This is a genomic window from Bradyrhizobium arachidis (assembly GCF_015291705.1).
Taxonomy (GTDB): domain Bacteria; phylum Pseudomonadota; class Alphaproteobacteria; order Rhizobiales; family Xanthobacteraceae; genus Bradyrhizobium; species Bradyrhizobium arachidis.
The window spans coordinates 2073891-2098741 of record NZ_CP030050.1 but is presented as its reverse complement, the minus strand read 5'-3'; the positions used below and the strand labels follow the sequence as shown (position 1 = coordinate 2098741).

At 57.6% G+C, this 24851-nt stretch carries 14 protein-coding genes and 7 pseudogenes; 8 read left to right on the top strand and 13 right to left on the bottom strand.

Annotated features, from left to right (window positions below):
- Nucleotides 1-600: 600 nt before the first annotated feature.
- The 5 genes and pseudogenes from WN72_RS09870 to WN72_RS09850 all read right to left on the bottom strand — a co-directional run bounded on the left by WN72_RS09870 (nt 601) and on the right by WN72_RS09850 (nt 5902).
- Nucleotides 601-1628: pseudogene (locus WN72_RS09870) on the bottom strand (IS110 family RNA-guided transposase).
- Between the two features lie 71 nt (nt 1629-1699).
- Nucleotides 1700-2549, bottom strand: a pseudogene (locus tag WN72_RS09865) (IS5 family transposase); the annotation flags it as partial.
- 859 nt (nt 2550-3408) lie between these two features.
- A pseudogene (locus WN72_RS09860) lies at nt 3409-3849 on the bottom strand (transposase domain-containing protein); the annotation flags it as partial.
- 9 nt (nt 3850-3858) lie between these two features.
- Nucleotides 3859-4215, bottom strand: a complete 357-nt coding sequence (tnpA, locus tag WN72_RS47775) for an IS66-like element accessory protein TnpA (protein WP_194483012.1) — start codon at nt 4213-4215, stop codon at nt 3859-3861.
- A 718-nt stretch (nt 4216-4933) separates the two neighbouring features.
- Nucleotides 4934-5902 (bottom strand): hypothetical protein, encoded by a 969-nt coding sequence (locus WN72_RS09850; RefSeq protein ID WP_167380997.1) that lies wholly within the window; start codon nt 5900-5902, stop codon nt 4934-4936.
- A gap of 446 nt (nt 5903-6348) precedes the next feature.
- Here WN72_RS09850 and WN72_RS47770 point away from each other — a divergent pair, with 446 nt between their 5' ends.
- Together WN72_RS47770 and WN72_RS09840 are read left to right on the top strand one after the other, a co-directional pair.
- Nucleotides 6349-6768 carry a transposase gene (locus WN72_RS47770; RefSeq protein ID WP_092217776.1) on the top strand — a complete coding sequence of 140 codons (420 nt, stop codon included), beginning with the start codon at nt 6349-6351 and terminating at the stop codon, nt 6766-6768.
- Between the two features lie 402 nt (nt 6769-7170).
- A pseudogene (locus tag WN72_RS09840) lies at nt 7171-7350 on the top strand (DDE-type integrase/transposase/recombinase); the annotation flags it as partial.
- A gap of 36 nt (nt 7351-7386) precedes the next feature.
- On the opposite strand, the pseudogene WN72_RS09835 reads toward WN72_RS09840, so the two are convergent.
- From WN72_RS09835 to WN72_RS09810, 6 genes and pseudogenes are all read right to left on the bottom strand, one after another.
- Nucleotides 7387-8573: pseudogene (locus WN72_RS09835) on the bottom strand (IS30 family transposase).
- Complete coding sequence (locus WN72_RS09830) at nt 8488-8718, bottom strand: hypothetical protein (RefSeq protein ID WP_143130708.1); 231 nt, start codon at nt 8716-8718, stop codon at nt 8488-8490. Before WN72_RS09830 ends, WN72_RS09835 begins: the two are co-directional and overlap by 86 nt.
- A gap of 881 nt (nt 8719-9599) precedes the next feature.
- Nucleotides 9600-10553: an NADPH:quinone oxidoreductase family protein gene (locus WN72_RS09825; RefSeq protein ID WP_244553860.1), complete on the bottom strand. Its 954-nt coding sequence runs from the start codon at nt 10551-10553 to the stop codon at nt 9600-9602.
- Nucleotides 10554-10733: 180 nt separating this feature from the next.
- Nucleotides 10734-11432: a hypothetical protein gene (locus WN72_RS09820; protein WP_143130709.1), complete on the bottom strand. Its 699-nt coding sequence runs from the start codon at nt 11430-11432 to the stop codon at nt 10734-10736.
- A gap of 194 nt (nt 11433-11626) precedes the next feature.
- Nucleotides 11627-12946 carry a diaminobutyrate--2-oxoglutarate transaminase gene (gene ectB, locus WN72_RS09815; protein WP_092217779.1) on the bottom strand — a complete coding sequence of 440 codons (1320 nt, stop codon included), beginning with the start codon at nt 12944-12946 and terminating at the stop codon, nt 11627-11629.
- A 448-nt stretch (nt 12947-13394) separates the two neighbouring features.
- Nucleotides 13395-15860, bottom strand: coding sequence for a CaiB/BaiF CoA-transferase family protein (locus WN72_RS09810; protein ID WP_244553861.1), 2466 nt, complete (start codon nt 15858-15860; stop codon nt 13395-13397).
- 1788 nt (nt 15861-17648) lie between these two features.
- On the opposite strand from WN72_RS09810, the gene WN72_RS09805 reads away from it, so the two are divergent.
- Nucleotides 17649-19076 (top strand): MATE family efflux transporter, encoded by a 1428-nt coding sequence (locus tag WN72_RS09805; protein WP_092217780.1) that lies wholly within the window; start codon nt 17649-17651, stop codon nt 19074-19076.
- 972 nt (nt 19077-20048) lie between these two features.
- Here WN72_RS09805 and WN72_RS46760 read toward each other — a convergent pair.
- Both WN72_RS46760 and WN72_RS46755 read right to left on the bottom strand, forming a co-directional pair.
- A complete protein-coding gene (locus WN72_RS46760) occupies nt 20049-20252 on the bottom strand; it encodes a hypothetical protein (protein ID WP_244553862.1) in 204 nt (67 codons plus the stop codon).
- A 26-nt stretch (nt 20253-20278) separates the two neighbouring features.
- Nucleotides 20279-20431: a hypothetical protein gene (locus WN72_RS46755; RefSeq protein ID WP_244553863.1), complete on the bottom strand. Its 153-nt coding sequence runs from the start codon at nt 20429-20431 to the stop codon at nt 20279-20281.
- A gap of 789 nt (nt 20432-21220) precedes the next feature.
- Between WN72_RS46755 and WN72_RS09795 the strand changes: the two are divergent.
- The 5 genes and pseudogenes from WN72_RS09795 to WN72_RS09775 all read left to right on the top strand — a co-directional run.
- Nucleotides 21221-21432, top strand: a pseudogene (locus tag WN72_RS09795) (IS66 family transposase zinc-finger binding domain-containing protein); the annotation flags it as partial.
- Nucleotides 21433-21742: 310 nt separating this feature from the next.
- Nucleotides 21743-22291 carry an integrase core domain-containing protein gene (locus WN72_RS09790; protein ID WP_167380999.1) on the top strand — a complete coding sequence of 183 codons (549 nt, stop codon included), beginning with the start codon at nt 21743-21745 and terminating at the stop codon, nt 22289-22291.
- A 646-nt stretch (nt 22292-22937) separates the two neighbouring features.
- A complete protein-coding gene (locus WN72_RS09785; protein ID WP_143130710.1) occupies nt 22938-23657 on the top strand; it encodes a hypothetical protein in 720 nt (239 codons plus the stop codon).
- A 454-nt stretch (nt 23658-24111) separates the two neighbouring features.
- A pseudogene (locus WN72_RS09780) lies at nt 24112-24518 on the top strand (IS66 family transposase); the annotation flags it as partial.
- Nucleotides 24518-24757 carry a hypothetical protein gene (locus tag WN72_RS09775; protein WP_092217799.1) on the top strand — a complete coding sequence of 80 codons (240 nt, stop codon included), beginning with the start codon at nt 24518-24520 and terminating at the stop codon, nt 24755-24757. The pseudogene WN72_RS09780 and the gene WN72_RS09775, both read left to right, overlap by 1 nt.
- The last annotated feature ends 94 nt before the right edge of the window (nt 24758-24851 follow it).

The window sequence follows — 24851 nt, the reverse complement described above, 5'->3', positions numbered from 1 at the left end:
ATGAAAAATCGCGGGCCTGCTTGAAGAGCGACCTTGAGCGCGCCTAAACGCGCCCGCAACGCCGCCCCGCCGGATACCGCAAGAGACGTATCGTCGTCGTCTTGCGCGCCCCGGAAAAGCATCGAGCGTCTCCTCGTGACTCATTGCAAGGGCCATCTCTCTTGAAGAGTTGCGCAGTCGCTTGCCCCTTTTTGCGGCTGCGAGCAGGCTTTCCCACTTGAGCTGCAAGGGTTGCGGGGAGCGCATTAGCATGCAGCACGACAGGCCGCCGGGAGCCCGGCGGTTGTTGGTGACGATGGAGGCTTTGACGCCGATCTATGGACCACGCCCGCGTTGCAAGAGCAATCGACAAAGGGATGTAGCGGTCTGCGCCAATCTATCCGGCTTCGATTTGAGGCTCTCGCCTTGAGCCATCATGGATATCCGCCCACTTCTGTCCTCAATAACTCGCCGGCCTCAAGAAGGGCCATGGCGTCGAACCAGGCTTCAGAAGTTTCGGTGCAACCCTTGCTCCATTCGTCCTTTCCGTCTCGCAAACCTCGGCGGGATATTGTTGCCTTTCCGGGTGGATCGTGGATCTTCTTCCTTCCCGGCCCTGTCTTACGCGGCGTGGCCCGTGAAGTTGGCGTCGTAATCACGGCCCTTTGCGAGCATGCTCCGGGCTAGGCGCGCGAGTTTTGCGGCCAGGCGACAACTAGTAGATTCGAGGGGAGCCGCTTGGATGCTGCTTCCAACCAGGCTCCGAAGCCATGCGTGGGCCAACTGCGACGCCTTGGAAGTACGGCTCTGGCCCTTGAATGAACAGCGTTCGGAGGTACCGGTTGCCACGCCTCGATATGCGGCCGAGAATGGTTCGATCGCCGGTCGAGATTTGTTTCGGTACGAGGCCAAGCCATGCTGCAAAGTCGCGGTCCCTCTGGAAGGCATCACAGTTCCGATCGCGGCGATCATCGCACTTGAGATGATTGGTCCGACACCCGGCGCACTCATCAGGCGGCGACGGTGTGCGGCTTGATCAGCGAGTTCGTCGATTTCCTTCGTGATCGATGCGACCCGCCGCTCGAGAAAGCGCCACTCTTCGGCCAAGCCGAACCACTCGAGGCGACAGGTTATCCGAGAGCATCGAGAGAATCTGTGGAAGTGCCAATCGGAGTGCTGCCGCTCGCTGCCGAACTGGCAGCCCTCGCTCAAGCAAAAAACCTCGGATTTGATTGATGACCGCGGTTCTCTGTGTCACCAATCGACTGCGAACTCTGTGCAGCGCCTGCAAGTCGAGTTGCGCGGCCGATTTCAACGGGACGAAGCGCATGGTCGGGCGTTGCGCCGCCTCTGCGATGGCTTCGGCATCACGCAAGTCATTTTTGTGGCCCTTGAGATATGGCTGCACATACTGTGCTGGCAAGAGCCGTACTTGATGGTCCAATTTCTCAGCTTGCGACCGAGGTGGTGTGCTCCTGCACAGGCCCCCATTCCGATCTCAGGGCGGAACATTGGCCAGCGACTGCTCAAGCGGATTTCTCGATCGCTTCTTGCGTAGGATGATTGCATCCCGTAGCATCGAACCCCACCACATGGAATGTGTTTTTGCCTGGATCGATGCCGATCGTGACAATGTTCGTATGGGACATGGTACGCGCTCTTTCTCTTGCCGGGGTTCTATGTTGCCGCTGAGAGCGGCGGGCGTGGTCCATGCCATTAACTCGCAAGGCGCGGCTGCTTTGCCCTTGCCGATGCACTCCGCCTCCGGGGCGTGGAAGGAATAAAGCTTGAAGCCGCGCTGGCGCTGCTGCTGCCAGCGGATCTGCGAGGCCCGGCTGAGCGGGAGGGCGAACGTGTTCTCAAGCACAGCCTGACCTTCGATCTTGCGGTGGATATCGCGGATGATCCAACCCAGTCGGCTGCGCAGGATGCGCAACTGCCGCTGATGCCGCTTGAATTGCTTGGCATGGGCGTAGCGTCCCGCGATCATTGTCGCGGTTTTGGCAATGCGGAGCTAGGACTGCCGCAGCTTGACCCCGTGCTTCCTCGCCAGACGGTTGAGCCCCTGGATCGCCGCGTGTAAGAGCTTGGCATCGGTCGGAAGGTGATCGCCTTCGGCTGCACGGTGGCATCACCTGTGACTCCTGGCTGCGTAACGCACCGGCCTCGTGTGCGACCCGCAAGCTCTCGGCCAGCAACAGCTCCAGCTTGTCGACGAGCCGCTTGCGCCAGTGGTTCAAGTCCGAGCGCTCGTGCGGGAATGCGTGCTGGAAGAACTCTTCGCCGTTGAAGTACTGGAAATATGGTCGTCGACCCAGCGCTCGCACCCCCACCTCATCGGACAGCCTGTAAACGTGCTTGAGCAGCAACAGCCCGATCATGAAGCGGGTCGCGATTCCGGGCCGACCATTCTCGCTATAGAGCGGCGTCATCTCGCCGTCGATCCAGTCCCAATCGACCTTGCCGGCGAGCTGAACCAGCTTGTGCTTTATATTGATGATCTGGTCCAGCCTGGCCAGGAACAGATCGCCCGATCCCGTCGTCCTGTGCTTCTTCGGTCGCCTCGCCACCTCCCATGCGATGACGGAATCATGCTTGGCGACGGAATCCTGAAAATGAAATTGCAAGGTTCCGACGCCCGAAGCATCAAAGCCCTGCAAACGCAGAACAGTCCACAACGACAAAATGTCGATTCTAGATCAATCGCTTAGCCACTCTTCACGGACTACTAGGTACCGAACGGGGCGAGACCTCAGGGCCCGCTGGGATAGTGGCGTGGACGTCACGAACAAGATTTCACTTGTCTCTTGAGACGTGGCGTTTGGCCCAGGGCAGAGGACGCTGATGATCTCGCGACAGCGCGACAGGATGGCAGTAGCGAGCCACAATGGACCTTCCGGCCAGCAACAATCTCCATTTCGAGCGGTCTGCGTCTTAACCGATGTCTTTGCGACCTCGATGACGATGGCGCTGTCATTGATCTCCGTGACGTGCGTGGTCATGCCGCTGAGCAAAGAACGCCGATGCCGGCGTGCAACTCCAGCGCAGAAGCTCGTCAAAATCAGCCCATAAGCTGGGGTCAACCGGAGCTGCAACCAACGATAGCTGTGTGGCCAGGCCCGCGGAGCAAGGCCATTCATTTTAACTGTAACTATCAGGCTGTACACGGAAGCCGCGCGCATTTCGCCCGTGATCAAATCCGCAAAAGAACCAGGATTTTCGCCCCCGTGCGGCGGTATGTGCACCTGACTCGGACCAGTTCGTCATGGCTCAATCAGATCGAGCGCTTCTTACCGTTAAGAAGATCGGGCGCGTCGTCTGTCGCAGCGTAGCCGCGCTCATGGCTGGCATCGATTCGTTCATCTGACGCTGATCCAAGCGTTCCGATGACCCAAGTCAGCTGACGACATCCTCGCTTCCATTGAGCGCTTCCGCCGTTTTAAAGACCACCTCGCCGAGCTTGTGCAGCCGCTCGCTGCCGCACTTACCACATGCGCAAGGCGCGGGTTCGACGACGCGCTCGACCGGCAGATTGTCCGGCAACGGACGTCGCGGCGGCCGTGGATTTTGCACGCGCTTCTCCTTGGCGGCTCCTGGCGCGGCGAGTTCGGCCTTGGTTTCCTGTTCGGCCTGCGTCTCTTCGAGATCCTCGATGGCAAGCTCGAGCTGTTCGACCAGCAGCTTGCCGCGTTCGGAGGATTGCCCGAACTGTTCGCGCCGTGCCTTGGCCAGCATCAGCTTCAGCCGCTCGATTTCCAGTCGACCGACGGTCACTTCGCTCTTTGCCAGCGCCAGTTGTTCGCGCTGCGCAAGGATTATTGCGTGCGCAGCGGCAAGGTCGGCGGGAAGCGGATCGAAAGGCGTTGTCACGAGGGCAAATCAATCATATTCGCCGCTAAAAACCCGGATGCGTCGCCGGTTGCGAAGATCGATCTCGATCAATCCAGCACGCGCGGACGCTACGGAGCGCACCCGGCCGTCACCCGCAGGCAAAAGCTTCGGAGTTTCCTCCACCCCCGTAGCGACGATCTGCACCGGCGCAAAAGATGGCACAACCTGCTCAGATGTCCGTGCTTGTCGACGCCAGGTAAACACCAGGCTGGCCGCGACTCCGTTGCGGCGCGCAACCTCAGTCACCTTCGCGCCCGGCACCAACGTCTCCTCGACAATCCGCGCCTTGTCGTCCTGCGACCAGCGCCGCCGCCGCTCCAGCCCGCCCAAACCCTCGACCCGCATCGCCTGATGACCTTAAAGCTAGACTTAAGGTCACACGCTTCGCGAATTACCACGCGTTACGCAAGACGGCGCCGTCGGATGCGTACTCGTACTCTGTCGGCTCGCGGTACGCTTTTTTGCGGCTGACTGTGATTCGCGACAACGAAAAAGTCACCGAGCTACCTAGCCAACGTCACGCAAGATGTTCGCAAGATCGCGCCAATTAATGTCGTTGACGTCGCCGTATTGTGTGTCACCTCAGAGAGAACCACCCGCTTTAGATCCTCGCGGAACCTAGCAACGAGCGCGTATTCTTCTCAGGCTCTCCAAGAGGTCAGTGATACGCCCCCCGTACTCCCCTGCGGCGCTCCTTGAACGATCGCAGGTCGATTTTTTTTGTTTCATGCTACCAAAGCTGACATCAGCCTCCTGAAGATGTTTCACAACACCGGCGAACACTGTCCCTTCATACGTAGACAGCTGCCGTGGGTCGACAAGGTCGCCGTGAACCTATCTGCGACTTGCCTTTTGATACAGTCGAGACTGTCTCAACCAATTCTGTTCCGGCCCGGATTTATCACACACGCTCGTGCAAGGATTAACGCTTGGGTCATTATAAAGCTCTCCGGATCCGCCTCAGGTGTTTCTCTGGCATTTGGTCAGGGAATGGAACTTGCGCGTCCGTAAACAGTTGTGCGCACTGACTACCGGCGCAGCGAAGCTCCTCTGTACTCTGATGTTATCGTGCAAGAACCATCCCAATACCAAGAGCACGAGCTTTTCGAATCGCAAGTTCTGCTAGCGCTAGATCAGAAATCACGAACCCCCGGAATCCGAACAAGGCCCTGATCGGTCCGCTACGCCTTCTCGAATTCGACGTAAGTTGCGCAAGATCTTCTTCATAATTAACGGTTTTTACCGGGCTCTCCGACGCGTCCACTGGCGAGCTGGACTGCGCCAAACTATCTGTGACAACTCTGTCGAATGCTGTGAGGGTTTCAGACCGCCAACTCCTTCCGCCGTCAACAGCCGAAGCGAACGAGGCACGGGGCAGCGATCGAGCGTTTAGAAATGATTGTAATCCGGGCGAACTTGGAACCGCGGAGATCACCACCTCGCTCTTGCTCAATAGAGCATCAGGATCAGCGGTAATGATTGGCTCTAGTCGCTTTTCGTAGGCGGCAGTCGCAACTCTCTTAGCTGATTCTTCGCTGCGACTTATAAGATAAGCTCTGCGTAAAGAGGGGAACAGATCGACAAACGCATCCAGATGACTGAGCGCCTGCAACCCACATCCGATCATGCCGATAGTGGCAGGTTTGTCAGGAGCGAGGTAGCAGGCTGCAGCAGCGGAAGTCGCCGCCGTTCTTAGGAGCGTGATGGAGTTTCCATCAAGAACCGAGATGGGGACTCCTGTTTGGTAATCGCAGACAACGACTAAGCCGTTAACTCTCGGTCTGTCTTGGTTCTTCTGAACCGGAACAATCGTCACCGTTTTTGTTGTTGCGATCCCCTTGATCTGCGATGCCGCAGTCATTGAGAGCAACCATGAATCCGGTCCGATGCTGATGAACGATTTTGGCAGGCCGATGTTGCGACCAATCGAATGGTCACGAAAGCACGCAAGAACTGCCTCACGCGCCTCCCTGGGCGAAATTTGCAACCGCTGGATATCCGCGTTTGATAAGTAAAGAAGTTCAGAAGACATGGCCTTACCTTTCGTCGGGAGCGAGCCCGTGATGTCCGCTTGAACTCTTGTACCAGCAACACTCGTGCCAGTGGTCGCGCCTGCGCCGCAAGGCTTGATCAGTCTGCAAGAAGCTGCGCTAGATCGAAGCCGGAACGTGTTTTGAAGGGTACGACTCGTCACATTGTTTACAAATCGAACAAATAGGCATTTTGGCAGCCATACCGCACGCTTCCCGAGTGCGATCGACAGCCGGATCGGCTTCTTTTTCGTTCCCCGACACGAGCTACTCGATCTTAAGAGAGTGCCGAGCGACTTCATTTCAGATCAAGCGATCTAGTCTCTCTGGCGACGATTCGTCGCTCAAATTATGCACATGCCTAGGCTGGCTGCCGACGGTCCTGCTCGATCGATCGTGATCTGAGGCCTGCAAACCTGGTCTTTGCAGTACCGCGCTCGCCAGCGATGTGCACTCCATCGCGCGGGAATGTCCATGCAGAACAAGCCACTTGAAAGTGTCATTTTCGGCATCCGGAGATGACCCGCTCTCGATCCCCCGTCTTCGTCTCTGCCTTGGTGGACCTCCCCCGAATGAGTGGACACCTGTAGTAGGCTCGTTGAGCCCGGAGGTGTCGAATGGAACGTCAACCTCGGTCGTTTACCGAAGAGGACAAGCGGCAACGGTCGAGTTGGTAGTGTCGAGCGGGCGCTCGATCGGGTCTGTGGCCGAGGAGCTCGGTCTTCGGGACTCGGTGCTGCGGCGCTGGGTTGACAAGTTCCGCAAAAGCCGGCAGCGGCGGCGTGGCGCCCCACCGCGCAGGCGACGCCGACGCCGGCTAACCCGGCTTCGGAGATCGCCCGGCTGCGCCAGGAGAACGAACGGCTGAGCATGGAGCGCGACATTTTAAAAAACCATCACGGGGCCAACGCCCGCCTGTGCGCGGTAGAAACGGCCAGCGCCGATGCTCTTCTCGACCTGAGGGTAGTGGCGGTTAGCTTATTGGAGCACAGTCCCCGTTGAAAAACGTGGTCCATGGGTGGAATGCGAACTTGAGAATGGTGTCGCTGTTCGGACGGCGATCCCGATTAGGAAGATGACGATTGGCATAACCCAGACCCTCCAGGCCCATTACTGGACGGAAGAGTTGCAATGCCGAAGACGCTTGCCGGTGGCCGCCCGGAGTTAAAGCCGGTCAACGTAGGAGCCGCCGCTATCGACATTGGGTCAAAAATGCACTGGCAGCGGTCGACCCAGGGTGCACCGATACGCCGGTGCGTGCGTTACATTCCCCACCGCGGAGGGGTGGCTGTATCTGCCTGCCGTCATGGATCTCTTCCGCCGGAAGATTGTCGGCTGGCCCATGCGCGATCATATGCAGGTCGAACTCGGATCCGCGGCACTGGCGATGGCCATCCAGCAGCAACGTCCGCAGGCCGGATTGATCCACCACTCCGATCGCGGTGTGCAAGGCGGATTCAAACGGTCGTTGCAACATTGATTGTCTTCACCATGAAAGTAATTCGTCAAGCGCTTCTGCCGGCGTTTTCCAGCCCAGTGTCTTTCTCAGTCGGGCGTTGAGGGCCGCTGCTACAGCGGATATCTCGTCGGCGCTGCGGATGCTCAGGTCTGTGCCTTTCGAAACGTACTGCCGCAGCAACCCGTTGGTGTTCTCGTTAGTGCCGCGCTGCCAACGGCTTTGCGGGTCGCAGAACTAGACTTGGATGCCCGCTTTGATCTTAAGTCGGTCGTGCTGAGCCATTTCGGCTCCTTGATCCCAAGTCGGTCGCCGAGCTGCCAAGACCGAGGATGAGGTCTCCCTGCCAATGTCCCGGCACGGCTCGATCGGCCGCTTCAGCGGGGCGCTCACTGATCATGATCTCCGGCGAGACAAAGCCCTTGCTTCGCCTGCGTACGCGCCCGTTGGGCACGCGCAACACGCGTCCCTTCGCAAGCACGCCGTCAGTTCGCTGCGTAGTACACCGCGACCCTGAACGAAGAGAGCCTGATAGATGGCTTCGCGGCTGATGCGCATCGTCTTTTCGTCCGGGAAGTCGATCGGCAAGCGTCGGGCAATCTGCTCAGGGCTCCTTGGACCATCGTCGATCCTTTCGCCGGCCATGCGGGCGGCCGTTCCACCGAACGGTGGGGCCAGCAATACAAGTCCGCTCGGGGCTACAACACTACCGGCAAGTCTCTCCTCCACATAAGTGCGCAAGGCTGCGTTGGGCGCAAGCTTAGTCGGCTTGGGCCGGCGGGCAGATCGGTCTGCATTGCCATTGGCCAGTTGTGGCCCGATAATCCAACCCCCCGCCGCGGGTGGCCGTTCGGCCGCCATTCACGGGAGACCGTCGAAGCAGCCCGTCCCAAGCGGCGCCCAATCTCCCATATGGAATGGCCCTGCACCTTGAGAAGGGAGATTTCCTCGCGTTCAGCCAATGAAAGGTAGCGCCCGGAGAGAGGCTTGGCCGAAGATCTGAACATCGCCGGTGGCGTGCCGCCTGCCTTTCGGAACAATCTGCTTCCGACAGGTTGCGATAAGCCGGCCTCAAACGCAGCATCTTCGCTGCTCTGCCCTGTGGCAATCGCCCTCCAAAACCTATTCTGTTCATCGCGTCCGGCCACAGACGGCCGGCCTGGCGATGCCAATGGCGCTCGTCCTGACCGTGCCGAATGTCGACTTACAACTTTCATCGCAACCTCCAACTTCTTGGTGTTGCGACGACCGGTTGAATCCGCCCTTGTTGCCCTGATCGGAATGATGCAGCAGCGCGTCCGGCTTGCAGCCGGCAGTGGGCCGGCAGTGGACCGTCAGAAGCGCATCGGTGACCACGATCATGCTCGCGCTCATCGACCAGCTCACCACACGATGCGCGAACAAAATCGATCACCGCCACCCATACAGCCAGGCCTTGGCTGCCCCATGCTTAGGTGAAGTCGGCGCTCCTTCTGCGTCGACCGCTCAGCGGCGGACCACAGGTGTAGAGGGGTCGCCGGCAAAGTCCTCAGCTGCCGATCGCCGCTGTCCTGGGGCGAGCGCCGGCGGCGCGGCCGCGCCCGCAAGCCTGGAGCACCATAAGCCTTTCGATTGGGTGGGGCCCATAGTCCTCTCTCGGCGAACAGGTACCCCTACCAGCGGGCGCCGTAGGTGCGGTGGCTCGCCATGAAGCTGGCCGGGTCTTGCCGCCGAGTTCTTCGTGGCTGCGGGATCTGGCGCTCGGCAATCGGTTCTGCCTGGCATGAAAGCCGGACCGCGATACCCCAGCGCTCGAATAGCCATGCCACCGGTCAGATCGCCCGGGGCTCCGCGATGAAGACGAAACTTGATGTCGCTTCCTTACGCGAACAGGCTGCGGCCATTTTAAGTATTATCGCTCGACGGCGATCCCACGCCGCAACTGCGCGACTTCATTTGTCCTGTGCCTGGGAAAGGCCTGCACGGAGCCAAACTCCTAGAGCCATTTGCGCAGAACATTCTCACGACACTCAACGTGGCGGCCGACCTGCGCCAGCGGCATCCCACGCCCTCAAACCAGCTTGACCGCCTCGAGCTTCAACTTGCGACTGCACTTCGATCTCTTCGTCGCCACTCGACTTCCTGAAACACCTAATCTCCGTCCCTTCAAACCGGCAGCAGGTCAACACTCCTAGTCTCATACATCGTGGACTAACTTCCAACTAAGTCAGATACGAGCGGCTGGCTAAATCGACGGCATATTCTCAATCAATGTTGACAACTACCTTTCCTATTGCTTTTCGAGCGGCCAATTGAGCAATGGCATCGCCAGCCGCAACAAGTGGAAAGCGCGCCGAAATGCATGGCCGCAGCTTACCAAGTTTATACCACTCGAGCAACTTAGTTGCGCTCTGACTAAGGTGCTCGACGCTACGGTCAAGCCATGCCCCCCAGAATACACCAATAATCTGGCAAGACTTGAGCAAAGGAAGATTAAGCGCAATGTGCGGGATCCCTGCGGTGAATCCTACAACGAGGAAGCGACCGTCCCACGCTATCGCGCGCAAAGCAGCCTCGGAATACTCGCCGCCTACTACATCGCATACAACGTCTGCCCCGTTGGGTTCGCATGCCTCCTTGAGACGACGCACGAGCTCCTTCTGAGACCATGAACCAAAGGGCGCAGCGTCGTATATCACTGCGCGATCTGCTCCGTGCTCTTGGACCAACCGCGCCTTTTCTGCAGTAGACACTGCGGCCACAACCCGCGCGCCTATAGCTTTTCCAATTTCAATTGCGGCCAACCCGACGCCACCTGCTGCTCCAAGCACTAACAGAGTCTCACCACTTCTCAGAGTTCCCCTATGTTTCAACGCGTAGTAGGCCGTACCGTAGGTGAGAATAAATGCTGAGGCTTCGTCGAACGGCATTGTATCCGGTATGATCACGCAACGAGCGGCGTCTATGGCAATCTTTTCAGCCATCGCCCCCCACCTAGAAAATCCCATCACGCGATGCCCAACTTGAAATGAGGACACGTCGGCGCCAATCCCTTCCACCACGCCAGAGAATTCGGCACCGGGTGAAAATGGACGTTTTGGTTTGAATTGATATCTATCTTCAATGATTAGCGCGTCTGGGAAATTTACCGCACTCGCCTTGATGCGAACGACGATCTGACCGGCCATGGCCACAGGATCATCAACGTCTTCCAGCAACAACGTCTCAGGCCCCCCTCGCGATCTACTAATAATTGCCTTCATGCGTCCACCATAGAACGGCGTGCCAATCCAGCGCTATCGCAGTTTGTCATGAGTACCCGCCCATCCTATACTTCTCTCCTCGCTCGTCGAACTCTTCCGTGCTGGAGCGATGCGCCCCAAAGCTAGGACCTATGATTAGGTAACCACAAACTGAGTTACGTCACCAGACTGAACCATGGCTCTCAATTCCTCACCGGTCAGCCAAACAAGGCAGTCGTCGTCGACGATAGCCTCGTCCAATAGATGCAACGCGCTTCCGCCTGGTTCATAGTGCGCGTATCCATAGACGCTACCCCGATCCAATCGCTTTCGCGCCACGAGTGCACATAAAAAGTCAGGAGCCCACATCGCAAACGACACGCCGCGTGCTATGCCGGCCATAATCTTCGGAATGCCTTGTCCTCTGAAGTCTCTGCGGATCCAACGATCACCATGATAGGCTACTCTTCCGGTCATCTGTTTCGCGCTTGCGGCTCTACATGTACATCGGTCCTGAGGATGTGCATAAATAGCTGGCTCGCCATAAAACGCCTGGAGCGATTCAAGATGGTCTGCGAAGTTGCTGTCTGAAAGATCGTACAATCGAGCAGCCTCCAAAAGAGCGACCTCATTGTTCGCGTCGACGCCCATCATCCAATAGCCCTCGCCTGTCTTAATTGGCGATCGCTCTGGCCGGAAGTTTGGATAAGTCGGCGCTTTTGTCGGAGTGGCCCGTGTAATCGCAAGGTACTCATGGAAATCGAAGCCTATTGATAGCTTGATGCCTTTTTTAGCGGCAGCCAAGTCATGCGCTTGGATGAAGCGTGAGACGTGCAGTGGACTAACTATGCTCATTGCCACGGTCCCATCGTGATAGGCTATGCCAACCTTTCTTGGCGCGAGTGCTTGGGTGATCCTACAGCACCACCAAGCACCAATGAGCCTACCAACTCTGGTGGGAAGAACTGAATTCGCGGCAGAGCCTTCCGCACAAGCAAGGACCTGTGCTCTTCCGGATATGGCCACGCAATTCCAGCCGTGAGATTCAATTATCTATCGTTGTTTGCGTCCTCTAGTCTCTCACACTTCGTCTGGTTAAGCGTTTCGGCTAAAGAATCCTCGAATATCAGTAGGCCCTCATCCAATATTTCTCTGTCGATTGTAAGCGCGGGCAGGAATTTGACGACCTGATCATTTGGACCACATCGCTCGACCATCAATCCCTTTTTAAACGATCTTCGTGTCGTAGCCTCGGCAATCTCCGGCTTGTGGCAATCAAACCCGTATGCCATTCCCCGCCCCCGAACAGCAAAGCGGTTTCCATACTTGGACGCGATGGCTTCGAGCCGGCGCCGCATTAACTCACCTGTGCGCCGAACTTCCTGCGATAAGATCCCACTGCTCCAAAAAATGTCCAGAGCAGCGGTCGCAGACACAAGCGCGAGATTATTTGATCGAAATGTTCCCGTGTGTTCTCCTGGCTTCCATGCGTCAAACTCTTCTTTGACTAAAAGCAATGACAGCGGCAGTCCGTATCCACTTAGTGACTTCGAAAGCGCGATGATATCAGGCGACAATGCTGCGAACTCGAAGCTAAAGAATTCACCCGTGCGACCACAGCCCATCTGAATGTCGTCAACTATAAAAAGAGCGCCAACATCCCTTGCGATCCGCTGAATTGCTTGCAGCCAGTCCTTGCGGGCTACATTTATTCCTCCCTCTCCCTGCACGGTCTCCACGAGAATGGCAGCAGGAAGATCGACACCACTGCTCTCGTCCGTCAACATCCTTTGCAGGTAGTCAGCCGTATCAATAGTCGGCCCTAGATAGCCATCATAGGGAAAGAATGTTGCGCCGAATAAGGGTACACCGCCTGCCGCTCGATAAAAGCGATTACCCGTTGCGGCGTTGGCTCCCACGCTCAAGCCGTGGTATCCACGAGTGAATGATATAACATTTTGACGGCCTGTGACTTTGCGCGAAAGCTTTAGAGCCGCTTCTATAGCACTAGCACCGGTGGGCCCGGGGAACTGGAACCGGTAGTGCAGCTCCCGATCCCTAAGGATGGTAGAGTTGAAAGTCTCCATAAATGCTAACCTTGCAGGAGTAGCCATGTCCAGTCCGTGTACCACGGCGTCGGACCCTAGATACTTGGTAATAGCACTTCTGAGCTGATGGTTATTGTGGCCGTAGTTTAGCGCCCCCGCGCCAGAGAAGAAGTCGATGATCTTTCGCCCGTCATCGGTCATCATAATGGAGCCACGGGCTCGGCTGAAAATAGCTGGGAAAGAACGTGAGTATGAGCGCACGTTCGATTCTAGAGCAGCGAAATCCTGTAACGCAAAATCCGCATCTGTTAGTCGGTCCATGGAGCTCTCCTATTTCAGGCACAATTCTCGCGATTCCCGGAGGAGCGAGGCGAGTGTGCGCAGTTGTCCAGTATGCTTTGATTGACATGCGCCTCGGGAACGAAAGCACTTTTAACTCGCAGTGGGCGTCAACAAACCTACCAATACTAGTCATTCCTTTTTTATTGAACGATAGGTATGGCGCAGCTACCGCCTAGATTCGTTAGGCACGCGCAATGCGGGTTATCTGCAGGCCGTATGATCAGAAAATGCGGCTGAAAATGGATCGGCCGGAGCGCGAGAAACCGAGCACTTGTGCGCCATAAATGGAATCAGATCACTGAACATCCGCGGCTTTTGAGAATGGTCATTGTTGTTGGAAAGCGATTATCAAGATCGCACAGTATCCGGCTTTTACGCCAATGCTCGGTGCACCGCGGACGGACTTGCAGCCCTACTCGTTGATCGTTCATTCTGAGGATAGGTCCTTGATTTTCGTGCACGGTTCTTCGGAACGCATTGCTGCACCGATGATGCCGTCCTCGAACAATCTGCCGATCTCGTCGTCGGAGAGCCCGAGAACCTTCGATAGGATCTCTCTGTTATGTTGTCCCAGCGTTGGCGCCGCTGCCCTGATTCCGCAGGGCCAGATGCCATCACGAATCGGCATCGAAGGCTGCGGGTGCAAGCCGATGAACGGGCGTTTTATTTGCTGGAAGAACTCGCGTGAGTGCAGATGCCGATCGTTGAGTAGATCAATTGGCGAGCGGACCACGCCAGCGGCAATTCTCTCAGATTGTAGTATTGTCATGGCTTCGTCGGCGTGGTGGCGGAGCGTCCAAGCCGCAATGGCGGCCTCAATTGAGTCTTCGATCTCGCGGCGAGCTTCCGCAGATTGCAATGCTTCCGTCGCCCACTCGGGCTTGGCGAGAAGGACCGCAAGCCTTTGCCACATATGCGCGTCGGTGACCGCTATCATGATCCAGTTGTCCTCACCCGCACAACGAAAGCAACCGTGTGGCACAAACTGAGGATGACGGTTTCCGTATCTCATCGGCGGCATACCATTAAGCGAATGGATGGTGATCCAGGGCGCTGCGAAAGGCATCATGCAGTCAATCTGCGCCAGATCAACAAATTGACCATGGCCGGTCTTGCGGGCGTGGATTAGCGCAGTAAGCACTGCGGCGCATCCGTTCAGGCCTCCGACAGCATCTCCAAATGCGACATGGCTCATGACGGGTACCCCATCGGGATTCCCAACCACAGTAGGCAACCCAGAGCCCTGCTCGAGAGTCGATCCATACGCCCGGCAATGTCGATAAACGCTGTCGGCACCGAACGCTGACATCGACATTACGACCAAGCGAGGGTTGATCGTTCTGAGGACATCATAGCCAAGACCGACCTTCCGCAGGACATCAACAGAATAATTGTCGACCACAATGTCGGCTCCCGCCACAAGCCGCTTGGCAAGGGCAACTCCAGCCGGACGTGTCAAATCGAGAGTAATACCGAACTTGTTGCGATTCATCGCGCAGAAGCGGAGTGTCTTCTCATACATCTGGCCAGCGACGTAAGCGTGACGTCGGTCAACACCGCGCCACCAGTCAGGATACTGAATGGCCTCAATCTTGATAACTTCGGCGCCGAGATCAGCCAGCACGCGCGTGCACAACGGGCCTGCCCAACCCATCGTGAAGTCGATCACGCGCAGCCTTTGTAACGGCCAGCGGTCGGACTCGATGCGACCTCTGGGCGATGATGAAATTCCCCTTCTACATCTGCCGGTGTTTGGGAGAGCTTGCTGCTCGCCAAGCTTTGGAACCTTCCCTCCTCGACGGGGCGGCGTGAGCTTCAGACGCTGCGGCGAGCCCACAGTGAAGCCTACTTCATCGCCTAGCACAACTGGCACGATCGCACCGCGCGATTTCCTTTCCGAATCAACAAGCAGATCTGATAGCTCGGGAACGGGCACGATTGGGATCTTCCGTTTAAGTCCCTCCGCAAACCACTCCTCCGCTGTCCGGGCTTTTAGCCTGGGTGTAAACTGTCCTTCGATCTGCTCCAGACGTAGTAGACGTCCTTCGACAAGGTCAAGAGTTGGATCACGACGCAATTCTGGCAAGTCGAGCATATCACAGAATGCGTGCCATTGCCTTGGTGTGACTGTTGTTACTCCGAGCCAACCTCTCTTGGTCTCATAAATCCCGGCCGGACCGCCCGGCCAGAACTGGTTAATGCCAATCCGGCGCATCAGGTCGCCGCGCCCAATTGCCTCGAACATGAGATACTCGCTCAGAACAATGCTCGATTCGAAGATGTTGAGTGACCAGGATCGTGCCGCCCCCCCATTCATTTGTGCAACAATCGAGGAAGTCGCGGCGATGAAGCCCCACAAACCAGCAAGAATACCGGTCTGGAAATCCGGCGCGTGCAACGGCGGACCGTCAATGGGGCCGACCAATTTGATTAAGCCCGCGAGCGCGCGGACGGTGGAATCGGTTGCGGCGAATCCAGCATAGGGCCCTTGGCGGCCGAACCAGCTCGCTTGGAGGTAGACAACGCTACGCCGCTCCTGGATCCGAGCAACATCAATGAACGGGCATTCCGCTGAATCAACATCTCGCCCATCGATCAAAATGTCACATTGCTCAATCAATGCAACCAACCTCGTGACCGCTTCGGGATCCGCGCGATCGATGACGAAGCTTGACTTGTTAAAGTTCAGGAATGCGAACCACGCGCTTTGGCCACGAGGCGTTAATGGCTCGCTGCGGCGAAGTGGATCTCCTGATGGTGGCTCGACTTTTTGAACATCGGCACCAAAGTCGGCAAACAACCGAGCGCAATAGCCACTCGCCGCCGAACTGCCGATCTCGACGACCCGCAAGTGTGATAGAGGCCCCATCGACGCCCCCATTATATTGGTCATTCTGCCGCTCCGGATACCATCTAATGCTGGCTACTCGCTACCGACATGTCTCGCCACCGAGCGCGCCTGCTAGGCGCCGATGACGCTTGAGAAGAAATATGGAAACGCTACCGAACGGTCTCATCGAACGCGGGGACCGGTTCTCGACTTCGAACACCGGGTCTATTGAGACCGCTTTGCTGTTGCATAGTTCGAAGCGCTTTCGTCTTACGATGAGCGCGCGCTGGGCGAAACGGAAGCTAGGACGCCCGGCGGGATACTTACGGTTTCATGTGAGCCTCCGCTGATGCATCGAGGATGGCGTAACCTTCGCCAGACCGGTGTGGTATGCTGTCGTGAGGTGGAAATGAAACAGATCGAGTGGGACCAAGACCAGGAGGACAGCTCAAAGCGCTGCCCCAAGCCCATTTAAACTCTTGGAGGAAAAGCCCCTGCGCGACCAGGCGATATGCAGCTACGGCGCGATCAGGCATTGCAACGGCTTCGAGCATGCGATGGGGCAGTCCAGTGCGACAGCTTCTCCCCGAGCTAGACAGCAAGGAACGTGCCAGCCAGCGACGGACCGAGTGCAATATGGCTGTTGGGCACCAAGCCGGTTCGCCGCGGGGCGGCGATCAGGCGGCGAACGCCGCAATACGCATCGTGCAGCCCTATTCACAGGCGCTAAACGCGTGAGCTCAAAGCGCTGGCGACGACCCGCTCGAGAGCCCATCGGCTCGCCGCTTGCAGATTGATACTACTCAGTGCCTTAGCCGCTGATGAACCACAGCTTGGCAGTGACGCGTTGCGGCCGGAGAGGCTCGCATCCACCGCGGCGTGCGGCAGGTCGCGATTCACGGAAGGCCGCGACCGTGGATTGCTCAGGCGCTGTCCCATTCATCGCAAGAACGGGCCGGCCTTTGTCGAGCAAAACAACCGCGTGGTAATCGGAATGGTTGGTCACAGTCGGTTGGGGGGCCTTAGGGCGGCTGCTCTGGGCCACCGTATTGATGATCTCAGCCCACACCACAAAGTCGCAGACAAACACAATTGCGCAGCCTGCCGCCCTGCTTTTTCACCTCACCATAGATTTCGTGGGTAGCTCAACAGCGTTCGCAGTTCGCTCCCGCATCTTCGACGTTATCCCTCTGGCGCCTGGCGAAAAGTTATGCCCAGCGCGTCGCAATGAGTTTTTATGTCAGCTTCAGCCTCCAAACCGGGTCCGAGAGATTTCTGGCCAATGAACCATCGAAATCTGGATTCGACAGCCCGAAGGATCTCTGGCGCTGTTGCGACATACTGTCAGATTTACCACGCGCAAGTTAGGAAAGCGCCATGCGAATTGGCTCATGCAGTTGGCGCGAATCTTGAAAAGGGAGCAGTGCCGCATAAAGAACCGCAGTAATGTCGCAAAAGCCTATCGCTTCTCACTTCACCTACGCATCGCACGTGACGTCAACAACATCGTTTCCACTGAAATGCGCACGCGCTCCCCCGGCTTTCCGTGAGCAGCATCGCGACATTCGGCCCCTTCGGTCGCCGGAAGCGGAACGCTGGTTGGTCAACCCTTTCGATCTGCTTGGCGCAAACTTCATCTGTCGGCTTTAACATGGGACAGCCATGTAAAAAGTCTACAAGAAAATTCGAGAGATAGAGCCGAACAGTGAATGCAAGCCGATAGGCGCGTTCGCGCCGGTGACAAACGCATCCACGGATCAGCAATGTGATCGTGAGGCAAACTCCCGGCGCATGGCGGAGATACTCTCCTAAAAGCGGAAGGCGTGCGTGCCGACACAAGTAGCACAATCCATGGCCAAAACAGCCAAAGCAAAGTCCGAATCAAATTCCTGGAACACACGGGCGGGACACACCGGCTGCAATCACCTCGCTGTCGAGTTCGGTAAAACCTTGAAACTTGCCCTGCCGATGGTAGCGATTCAGCTTGCGCACATCGCGATGATGACAATCGATCTCGCCTTCGTCGCGCGCATCGGCGTCGAGTCGGTTGCCGCCATCGCCTTGGCTAGCAGAGTTTATCTGGTCAGCATCACCTTCGGCGCAGGCTTATTGGCGCCAATCGCGCCGTTGGCCGCACAGGCGTTTGGAGCGCACAATCTAAGGAGGATGCGACGTTCTCTGCGCATGGGGCTATGGATGGCTCTGCTGTTGTCGTCTCCGATCGTAGCGTTCGCACTGCGCGGGGAGGAGGTACTACTGGCGCTTGGGCAAGACTCGAATGCGGCTCGGCTGGCTCAGCAATATTTGTTCGGATTGGCATGGGGCGTTCCGGCGGCCCTGGGCCTTCTTGCACTCCGACATTACATGGCCGCCGTCAATCGGCCAGAGCCGGTCCTATGGATTACACTAGGGGCCGTCCCCGCCAAAGGCTTGCTGCTATACCTGCTGATCAATGGTCAGTTGGGCTTGCCTCGCTTTGACCTATTCGGCGTGGGCCTTGCCAGCACGCTGGTGAACTGCGGCACGTTCTTGACTGCCTTGGGGTTCGCTATTATGTGCCGCCCTTTTCGGGAGTACCGCGTGATTGCCCACCTCTGGCGCTTCGATTGGCCTTCAATGCGGCAGTTGATAGTGATCGGAATGCCTATTTCAATAGGTGCCTTGGTGAGCTATGGACTATTCTCCGCGGCAGCGCTCTTGGTCGGGCATATCAGCAGCAGCGCACTGGCCGCGCATCAGATCGCGATGCAGATCGCCGGCCCCTTGTTCATGGTCTCGTTCGGCATCAGCACGGCGGCGACAGTGCGTGTTGGCCAGGCAGTCGGTCGTAACGACGGACCGGGTATTAAGCGAGCAGGAATGGTGGCGATGTTGCTCAGCGTGGGAGTCACCTCCATCATGACGATGGCGGTGGTTGCTGCACGTCTTGACCTCGTCCACTTGTTCCTAGGCACGTCGAGGAGCGAAGGCGACCCAACGAGCAAACTTGCGGCAGAGTTCCTGTTGGTCGGCGCATTTTTTTTTGTCGCTGAGGGCCTGAAGGGCGCCGCCGCGGGTAGCCTGTGCGGGCTGAAGGATACACGCGTACCGCTGTTGCTCGCCGGCATCGCGTATTGGCCGATCGGGTTCTTGTTTTGCTACGTGCTTTCCTTCAAGGTGGGGCTTGGGCCCATTGGTATCTGGATTGGCCTATCAATCGGGACGTCCGTATACGCAGCTCTTCTCGTCCTGCGTTTCCAGATACTCGCGAATAGGCGGCTATCTAGAGTGGAGACTTGAACGCGAATGGAACGTCGTTGAAGCCGCCTCCTGAGTAGTGAAAACGATGGGATTCGACACAATGGTATTCAGGGCACCAGTGGTTTGGGGCTAAGCTGGTCACCTCGCGCACAAATGGCGAGACGACGAACCGTTGCAATGCGCTGCGTCATTGGGACGGTCTGATGCTCTATCTTGACGATGGACGGATCAAAAGACCAATGCTCAAGCATGCGGCTCGGCATGCCAAGCTCAAGGCCAAGAAAGCTGTGTTCGCTCGTCCAAAAGCATCAAGCTCCTAGAATACAGCAGACATCTCTTCTCAATCCGAGCTCGTCAAGGAAATTGGGGCATTCCTGATCTTCAATGGTGCTTTGACGGATGAGCGTAAGGTCCGGCCCTGCGAACGTTCACGAGACCAGCATCAACACCAACTGGTCGCGGTAGGGACGCTGGTTTCCCAGCGCCCCCCCGCTCAGATCCGTACGTGCGGCGCTACCGCATACGGCTCCTGCCTTAGCTCATGACCCGTACCGCGGATTGGGATGCGGATGATAGGCCCGGACTTTCGGGATGTATCGCCTAACGTGACGCTGGAATCGATCCCAGGTCATGCGGGAGCGCTGGCTGCGTCGGCGAAGCGAGCGCGGCCATGCCCAGCAGACCTCGGCTCGGAACATGCCGAGCCGTTTCAGATTCGCTGGAATTGCCCGGTAGCTCGGGTAACCCTGCACCACGCGACGGACCCAGGCGCGGATCTCAGCGATGGGCGCATGGCATCGTTTCATCAGGTCGTGTGGTATCGCCCTCAGCGTCGCTCGAATGCGGGAGGCGATAGTCACGCGCCGGATTGTGAAGCGCGATTCATTCGGGTCACAGCGCAGATGCGCGTGACCCGGAGGAAGTCGAACTTTTCCGGGCGGTGTTGCCCCCGGCCTGCGCGGCGCTCGGCCGCGTACCGTCCAAATTCCAGAAACCGTGGCTTCTCCTCATTCAGCGAGAGACCGAACTTCGCCATCCGCTCACGCAATGAGTCGAGAAAGCGTAGGGCTCGGACTTTGTTTCGAAGCCCACGACGCTGTCGTCCGCATAGCGGACGACGATGGCATCCCCTTTCGCCGTTTTGCTTCGCCACTGGTGGGTCCGGAGGTCGAAGACGTAGTGCAGATAAATATTGGCGAGGAGCGGCGAGATCACCGCGCCTTGCAGCGTACCTATCCGTGCTACGGACTTCGATCCACTTTCGACAACGCCAGGCGGTCAGCCACTTGCGTATCAATCGCAAGAGCCGGCGGTCTGCAATCCTGTGCTCGAGAAAGCATCATCCGTTCGTGATCGATCGTGTCGAAGAACGAGCGGATGTCGGCGTCGAGCACCCAGTTCACTCTTTTCTGATGGACGACGATCCAGAGTGCGTCCAGCGCTTTATGCTGACTTCGCCGCTCCCGGAATCCCTAGGAAAAGCCGAGGAAGTCCGCCTCGTAGATTGCATTCAGGACCGTCGTCACCGCGTGCTGGACGATCTTATCCTCCAGCGCAGCGATTCCGAGTCGGTCTCAGTTTGCCATTCAACTTGGGGATATACGCCCGGCGAGACGGGAGTGCTTGGTAGCGGCCTGATTGGACCGTGTCCCAAAGCGCTGCTATTCGCTCGTCGAGCCCTTCCTCATAGTCGCGCCATGTCATCCCGTCGACGCCGGGCGAGTCCATCGCCCGCCAGAGAATCACAAGATGCGATCTCTGTTCGAACCGCCGATCTGTCACCGTATCAAATCCCAGCGATCAGCCAGCCGCCTGCGGTCGCCAGTTCTGTTGCGGCATCCTCCAATCGATGCCCTCCAGCAGGTATCAAGCTGGGCTGGGGTAATTGTCGCCACGCCATGTCCTCCTGTTGTCAGTTGCGCCGGTGGCAGCCCTCCTGATGCGATCCCTCTGCTCCGGCCCCATTACGAGCCTTCGTCGCTAATACGGATCGGTCCGTCCCAGTGCTCCGCGTCGGTAATCTCGCCTCGCGGTCTTCTCCGCTTGTGCTTCTCCCTTTCCATCGGAGCGACTGGTTCCCGCAGTTCCGCGGCAGCGCCTTCCGGCGGGCATCCTGGAGGGACGACACACCTCTGGTGTTGACGACGATTTCCACGTTACGACGGTTCATCGGCGGGGTCATGCATTTGCCGCGGGAGCGCATTGTTTATCCCGTGCGGGCACCTGCCCATGCTGCGGTGACAGTCGATTGCGCAAGATTGGCGAGGACGTGACCGAGACGCTGGAGCTCGTTCCGCGCCAGTGGAAGGTGATCCAGCACGTGCGCGAGAAGCTCGTCTGCCGGGCTTGCGAAGCGATCACCGAGCCGCCGGCCCCCTCGCATCCGATTGCCCGCCCGTCGCTTTGTTCAGGTCGTTCATTGGTACTATGCGAACGTCCGACTTCTCATCGACGATGACGCTGGGCTTATGGCATTCGCCTTTCCCCAGCCTGCCCGAAGGCTGTTTGTCTTCGGGCGACGACGATATCTCCCGGTTCCTGTGCGAAGGATTTCCCCGCATGCTCTGGGTCTCCGACCCGGTCAACGCCAAGCGCGTCTACCGCTGATGAAGAAGAGCGGCTTGTTTGCTGGCCCGGCATACAGGGCGCCGCATCCCGCGGACCCATGACGGAACGATCATGACAAGCTGCTCCAACGAGCGTTGGTGTTCGGACGCGCTGGAATCACCTGCTGGAATGGCGAGATCGTGCGGGTTGCCTTTGCCCGGGACAGCCACGACCGCGAGGTCATCAGCTGGGTGGCCACAACGGCTGGGATCTCCGGGGAGATGATCCGGGACATGATGGTCCACTGTGTCGAACAGCGGTTCGCCGACATCCGGGCTCCGCGCAAGGTGCAATGGCTGACCGACAATGGATCCATCTTCGCCGCCTATCGCACCCTCGAGATTGCCGCCGCCCTGAACCTCGAGCCCTGCTTCACGCCGGTGGAAAGCCCCGAGAGCAATGGCATGGCCGAAGCGTTCGTCAAGACCTTCAAGCGTAACTATGTTCGTGTGAACCCGATCCCTGACGCGAGCACCGCCCTGCAGCGGATCGACCAATGGATGGAGGATTACAACTCAGAACACCCGCACTTCCGGCTAGGCTACCGCTCACCGCGGGAGTACATTGAATCACTCAAACCAGCCGATGTCCGGTCTGACGGGGGGCAACTCCAGAGCTCGAAAGATCGTTCCACAACACGGCCATAAACAAGGCCTTCCGCTCTTGCTTGGGGGTGCGCCTGGATACCCGACTTTCCGGTGGCATCAGTGACCTACCGATACCGAACATTAAAGTATGACCCCTCGGCCGTCGATCCCGATGTTGTCGATCGGAAGGCACTCAAAGGAAACGCCTTCTCCGAAGAGTTGCAGCCACGTCCGCTTTAGCTACGGTCAAACTAGGCGACGAAGACCAATAATGGCGCACAAACTTGCGCTTGGCGATACACGGTAGACGCGATGGGTATGCCGAACGATGCATCGTAGCGAGCTTTAGGTCTGACGCTAAGTCATATTTTGCCTCCGCGACCGGGAATGTGTCGCGTGGCCACCGGGTCCTCTCGCGAAAGACCTGCTTCGCTGCCTCCGACCAGCCGTTGAGACGGCAACGTCGATACAGCTAGGTGGTCCCTGCCCTACAACCTAGCCGGAGCTCTTTCATCCCACTGGCCCTCGCTGATCCTGCTGCGCTTAATTCGAGCTAACACAGTTGAGCCTGGGCACTCCGCCAAACCTCTTACTCTAAGCTGACACCCTCACCAGAGAAGGTAGGATCCCGTAGATTGCTGGAATATGGCGCCCCCACTATATCGTCAGAGAGGAATCACGCAGTTCATGACGACAAGAGGTGGCAATGACACTCGCAGCAAATGATACGCGCGCATCGCGCTGCCTTCAGATGGATGACCCCACCGCTACGCAAAAAGGCATCCATCTTTTGATAGGGTTCGATTTTCATGAGTATCTCTCGATCACACAGGCCACTCCAACTAAGGGACCAACTTACCCAAACTTCCGACCAGATACGTCGCCGATCAAGTCAGGTGAGGGGTATTGGATTGCCGGGCTTGATCGCCGAAATGACGTCGCGATATTAGCGGCGGCTCGACTATATGACCTTTCGTACACAAACTTCGCAGCGCATCTTCAATCTCTAAACGCGTTTTACGCTGAACCGGACAAACATGCGCATCCTCAAGATCGCTGCGTTTGCACCGCTCCTAGCGCAAAGAAGATAACTGGGAAGGTCGCCTATCATGGGGATTTTTGGATCCGCAAGGACTTTAGAGGACAGGGCATATCGAAGATGTCGGCACGAATAGCACACCTTGTGTCGTTCATCCTTTGGAAGCCTGACTTCTTGTGTGGCCTCGTCCCGAGCTGGTCCGTGGAAAAGGGCATCGTCACAGAATACGGATATGAGCATCTTGAAAAGGGAGGATCGATATTACGGTTAGTTAAGGAGGATATAGTGGACGACGATTGGCTTATATGGCGGACCGGCGAGAAGTTGAGAAGCCAGTTTGATCGAAGGTGCGATCTAACTTTGGTTCCGTCAAATACCCTCAAATAATAAATTGCATCGCCTTTTGCATCGGCCGTAGGCATCAATCGCATCTGTTCGCCGGCGAAGAACTGAAAGTCCGGTCGTGGCGCCGGCGATTGCACCCCTTATTAGGAAGTCCAGAGTATGCTGAAAGCGACAGCAGCCCGACCATGAGGCTGGTCTCAACGACGAGGGCGGCCGTTCTCGCCAGGTCCGATTGTGCCGGACAACCCCCGCGCGATCACCCAAACTACGTTCCTGCATAAGCATCCAATGAGGACCGCGTAACCGTCATTCAGGCCGCTCGATTGATTTTATTAGTTCCGTCGCGGCAGCTCAAGAGCAGAAGTTCCCGAGCCGTTGGACCGAATATGCAGCGATGTGCGCCAGGCTTCGGTGAGCTGGGCATGTTGATCCGATTCGTTCACTTTGGCTGTGACCATCAAGGTGTACATCATGGCGGCACGGTTGCCTGACGCTGAGCCCGCCTCTAGTCGAGGACCTTCAGGTCTACATGCGCGAACAGCTCGCCAAACTGTCTCGTGGTCACGACCTGGCCAAGGCGTTCAACTACATCCTCAAGCGTTGGGCGAGCTTCACGCTGTTCCTGGAAGATGGACGCGTATGTCTCTCCAACAATGCTGCCGAACCTGGCTTGCGAGGCATCGCTCTTGGCCGGAAGTCCTGGCTGTTCTGCGGATCGGATCGCGGTGGACGGCGCGCTGATTCGATGTACAGCCTCATCGTCACGGCAAAATGAACGGCATCGATCCGCAGGCGTGGCTTACGGATATCCTCGCCCGGATTGCCGCCCATCCGGCTCATCGGCTGGACGAGCTTCTGCCGTGGAATTGGACGCCGGCATCAACACTCTCCGCTCAAGCAGCATGTCCACGCACGTCAACAAGGTCCATCACGTCACCACCCTCACCAAGGTCGCCGAAGACCTCGGCGAAGATGAAGATTGGCTGTGGGACATCGCCAACGAGATGGAGATCGAGGACGGCGTCAACTGGGTCTATGGTGTTGGAGAAGACGGCGTCAAGGCGTTCACCGACCTCGGAATCGAGAACCCGATCGAGCTGATCAGGTTCTACAAAGAGAACATTGGACTGCTCAAGCGGTAGCCCTGCGGCCTACGCCGAATGGATACTGTGCAGCCGCCAACCTGGTCGCCAAGGGTCGAGAGCTGATCGGCGCGACTTCCTTGTCATAGGCTTC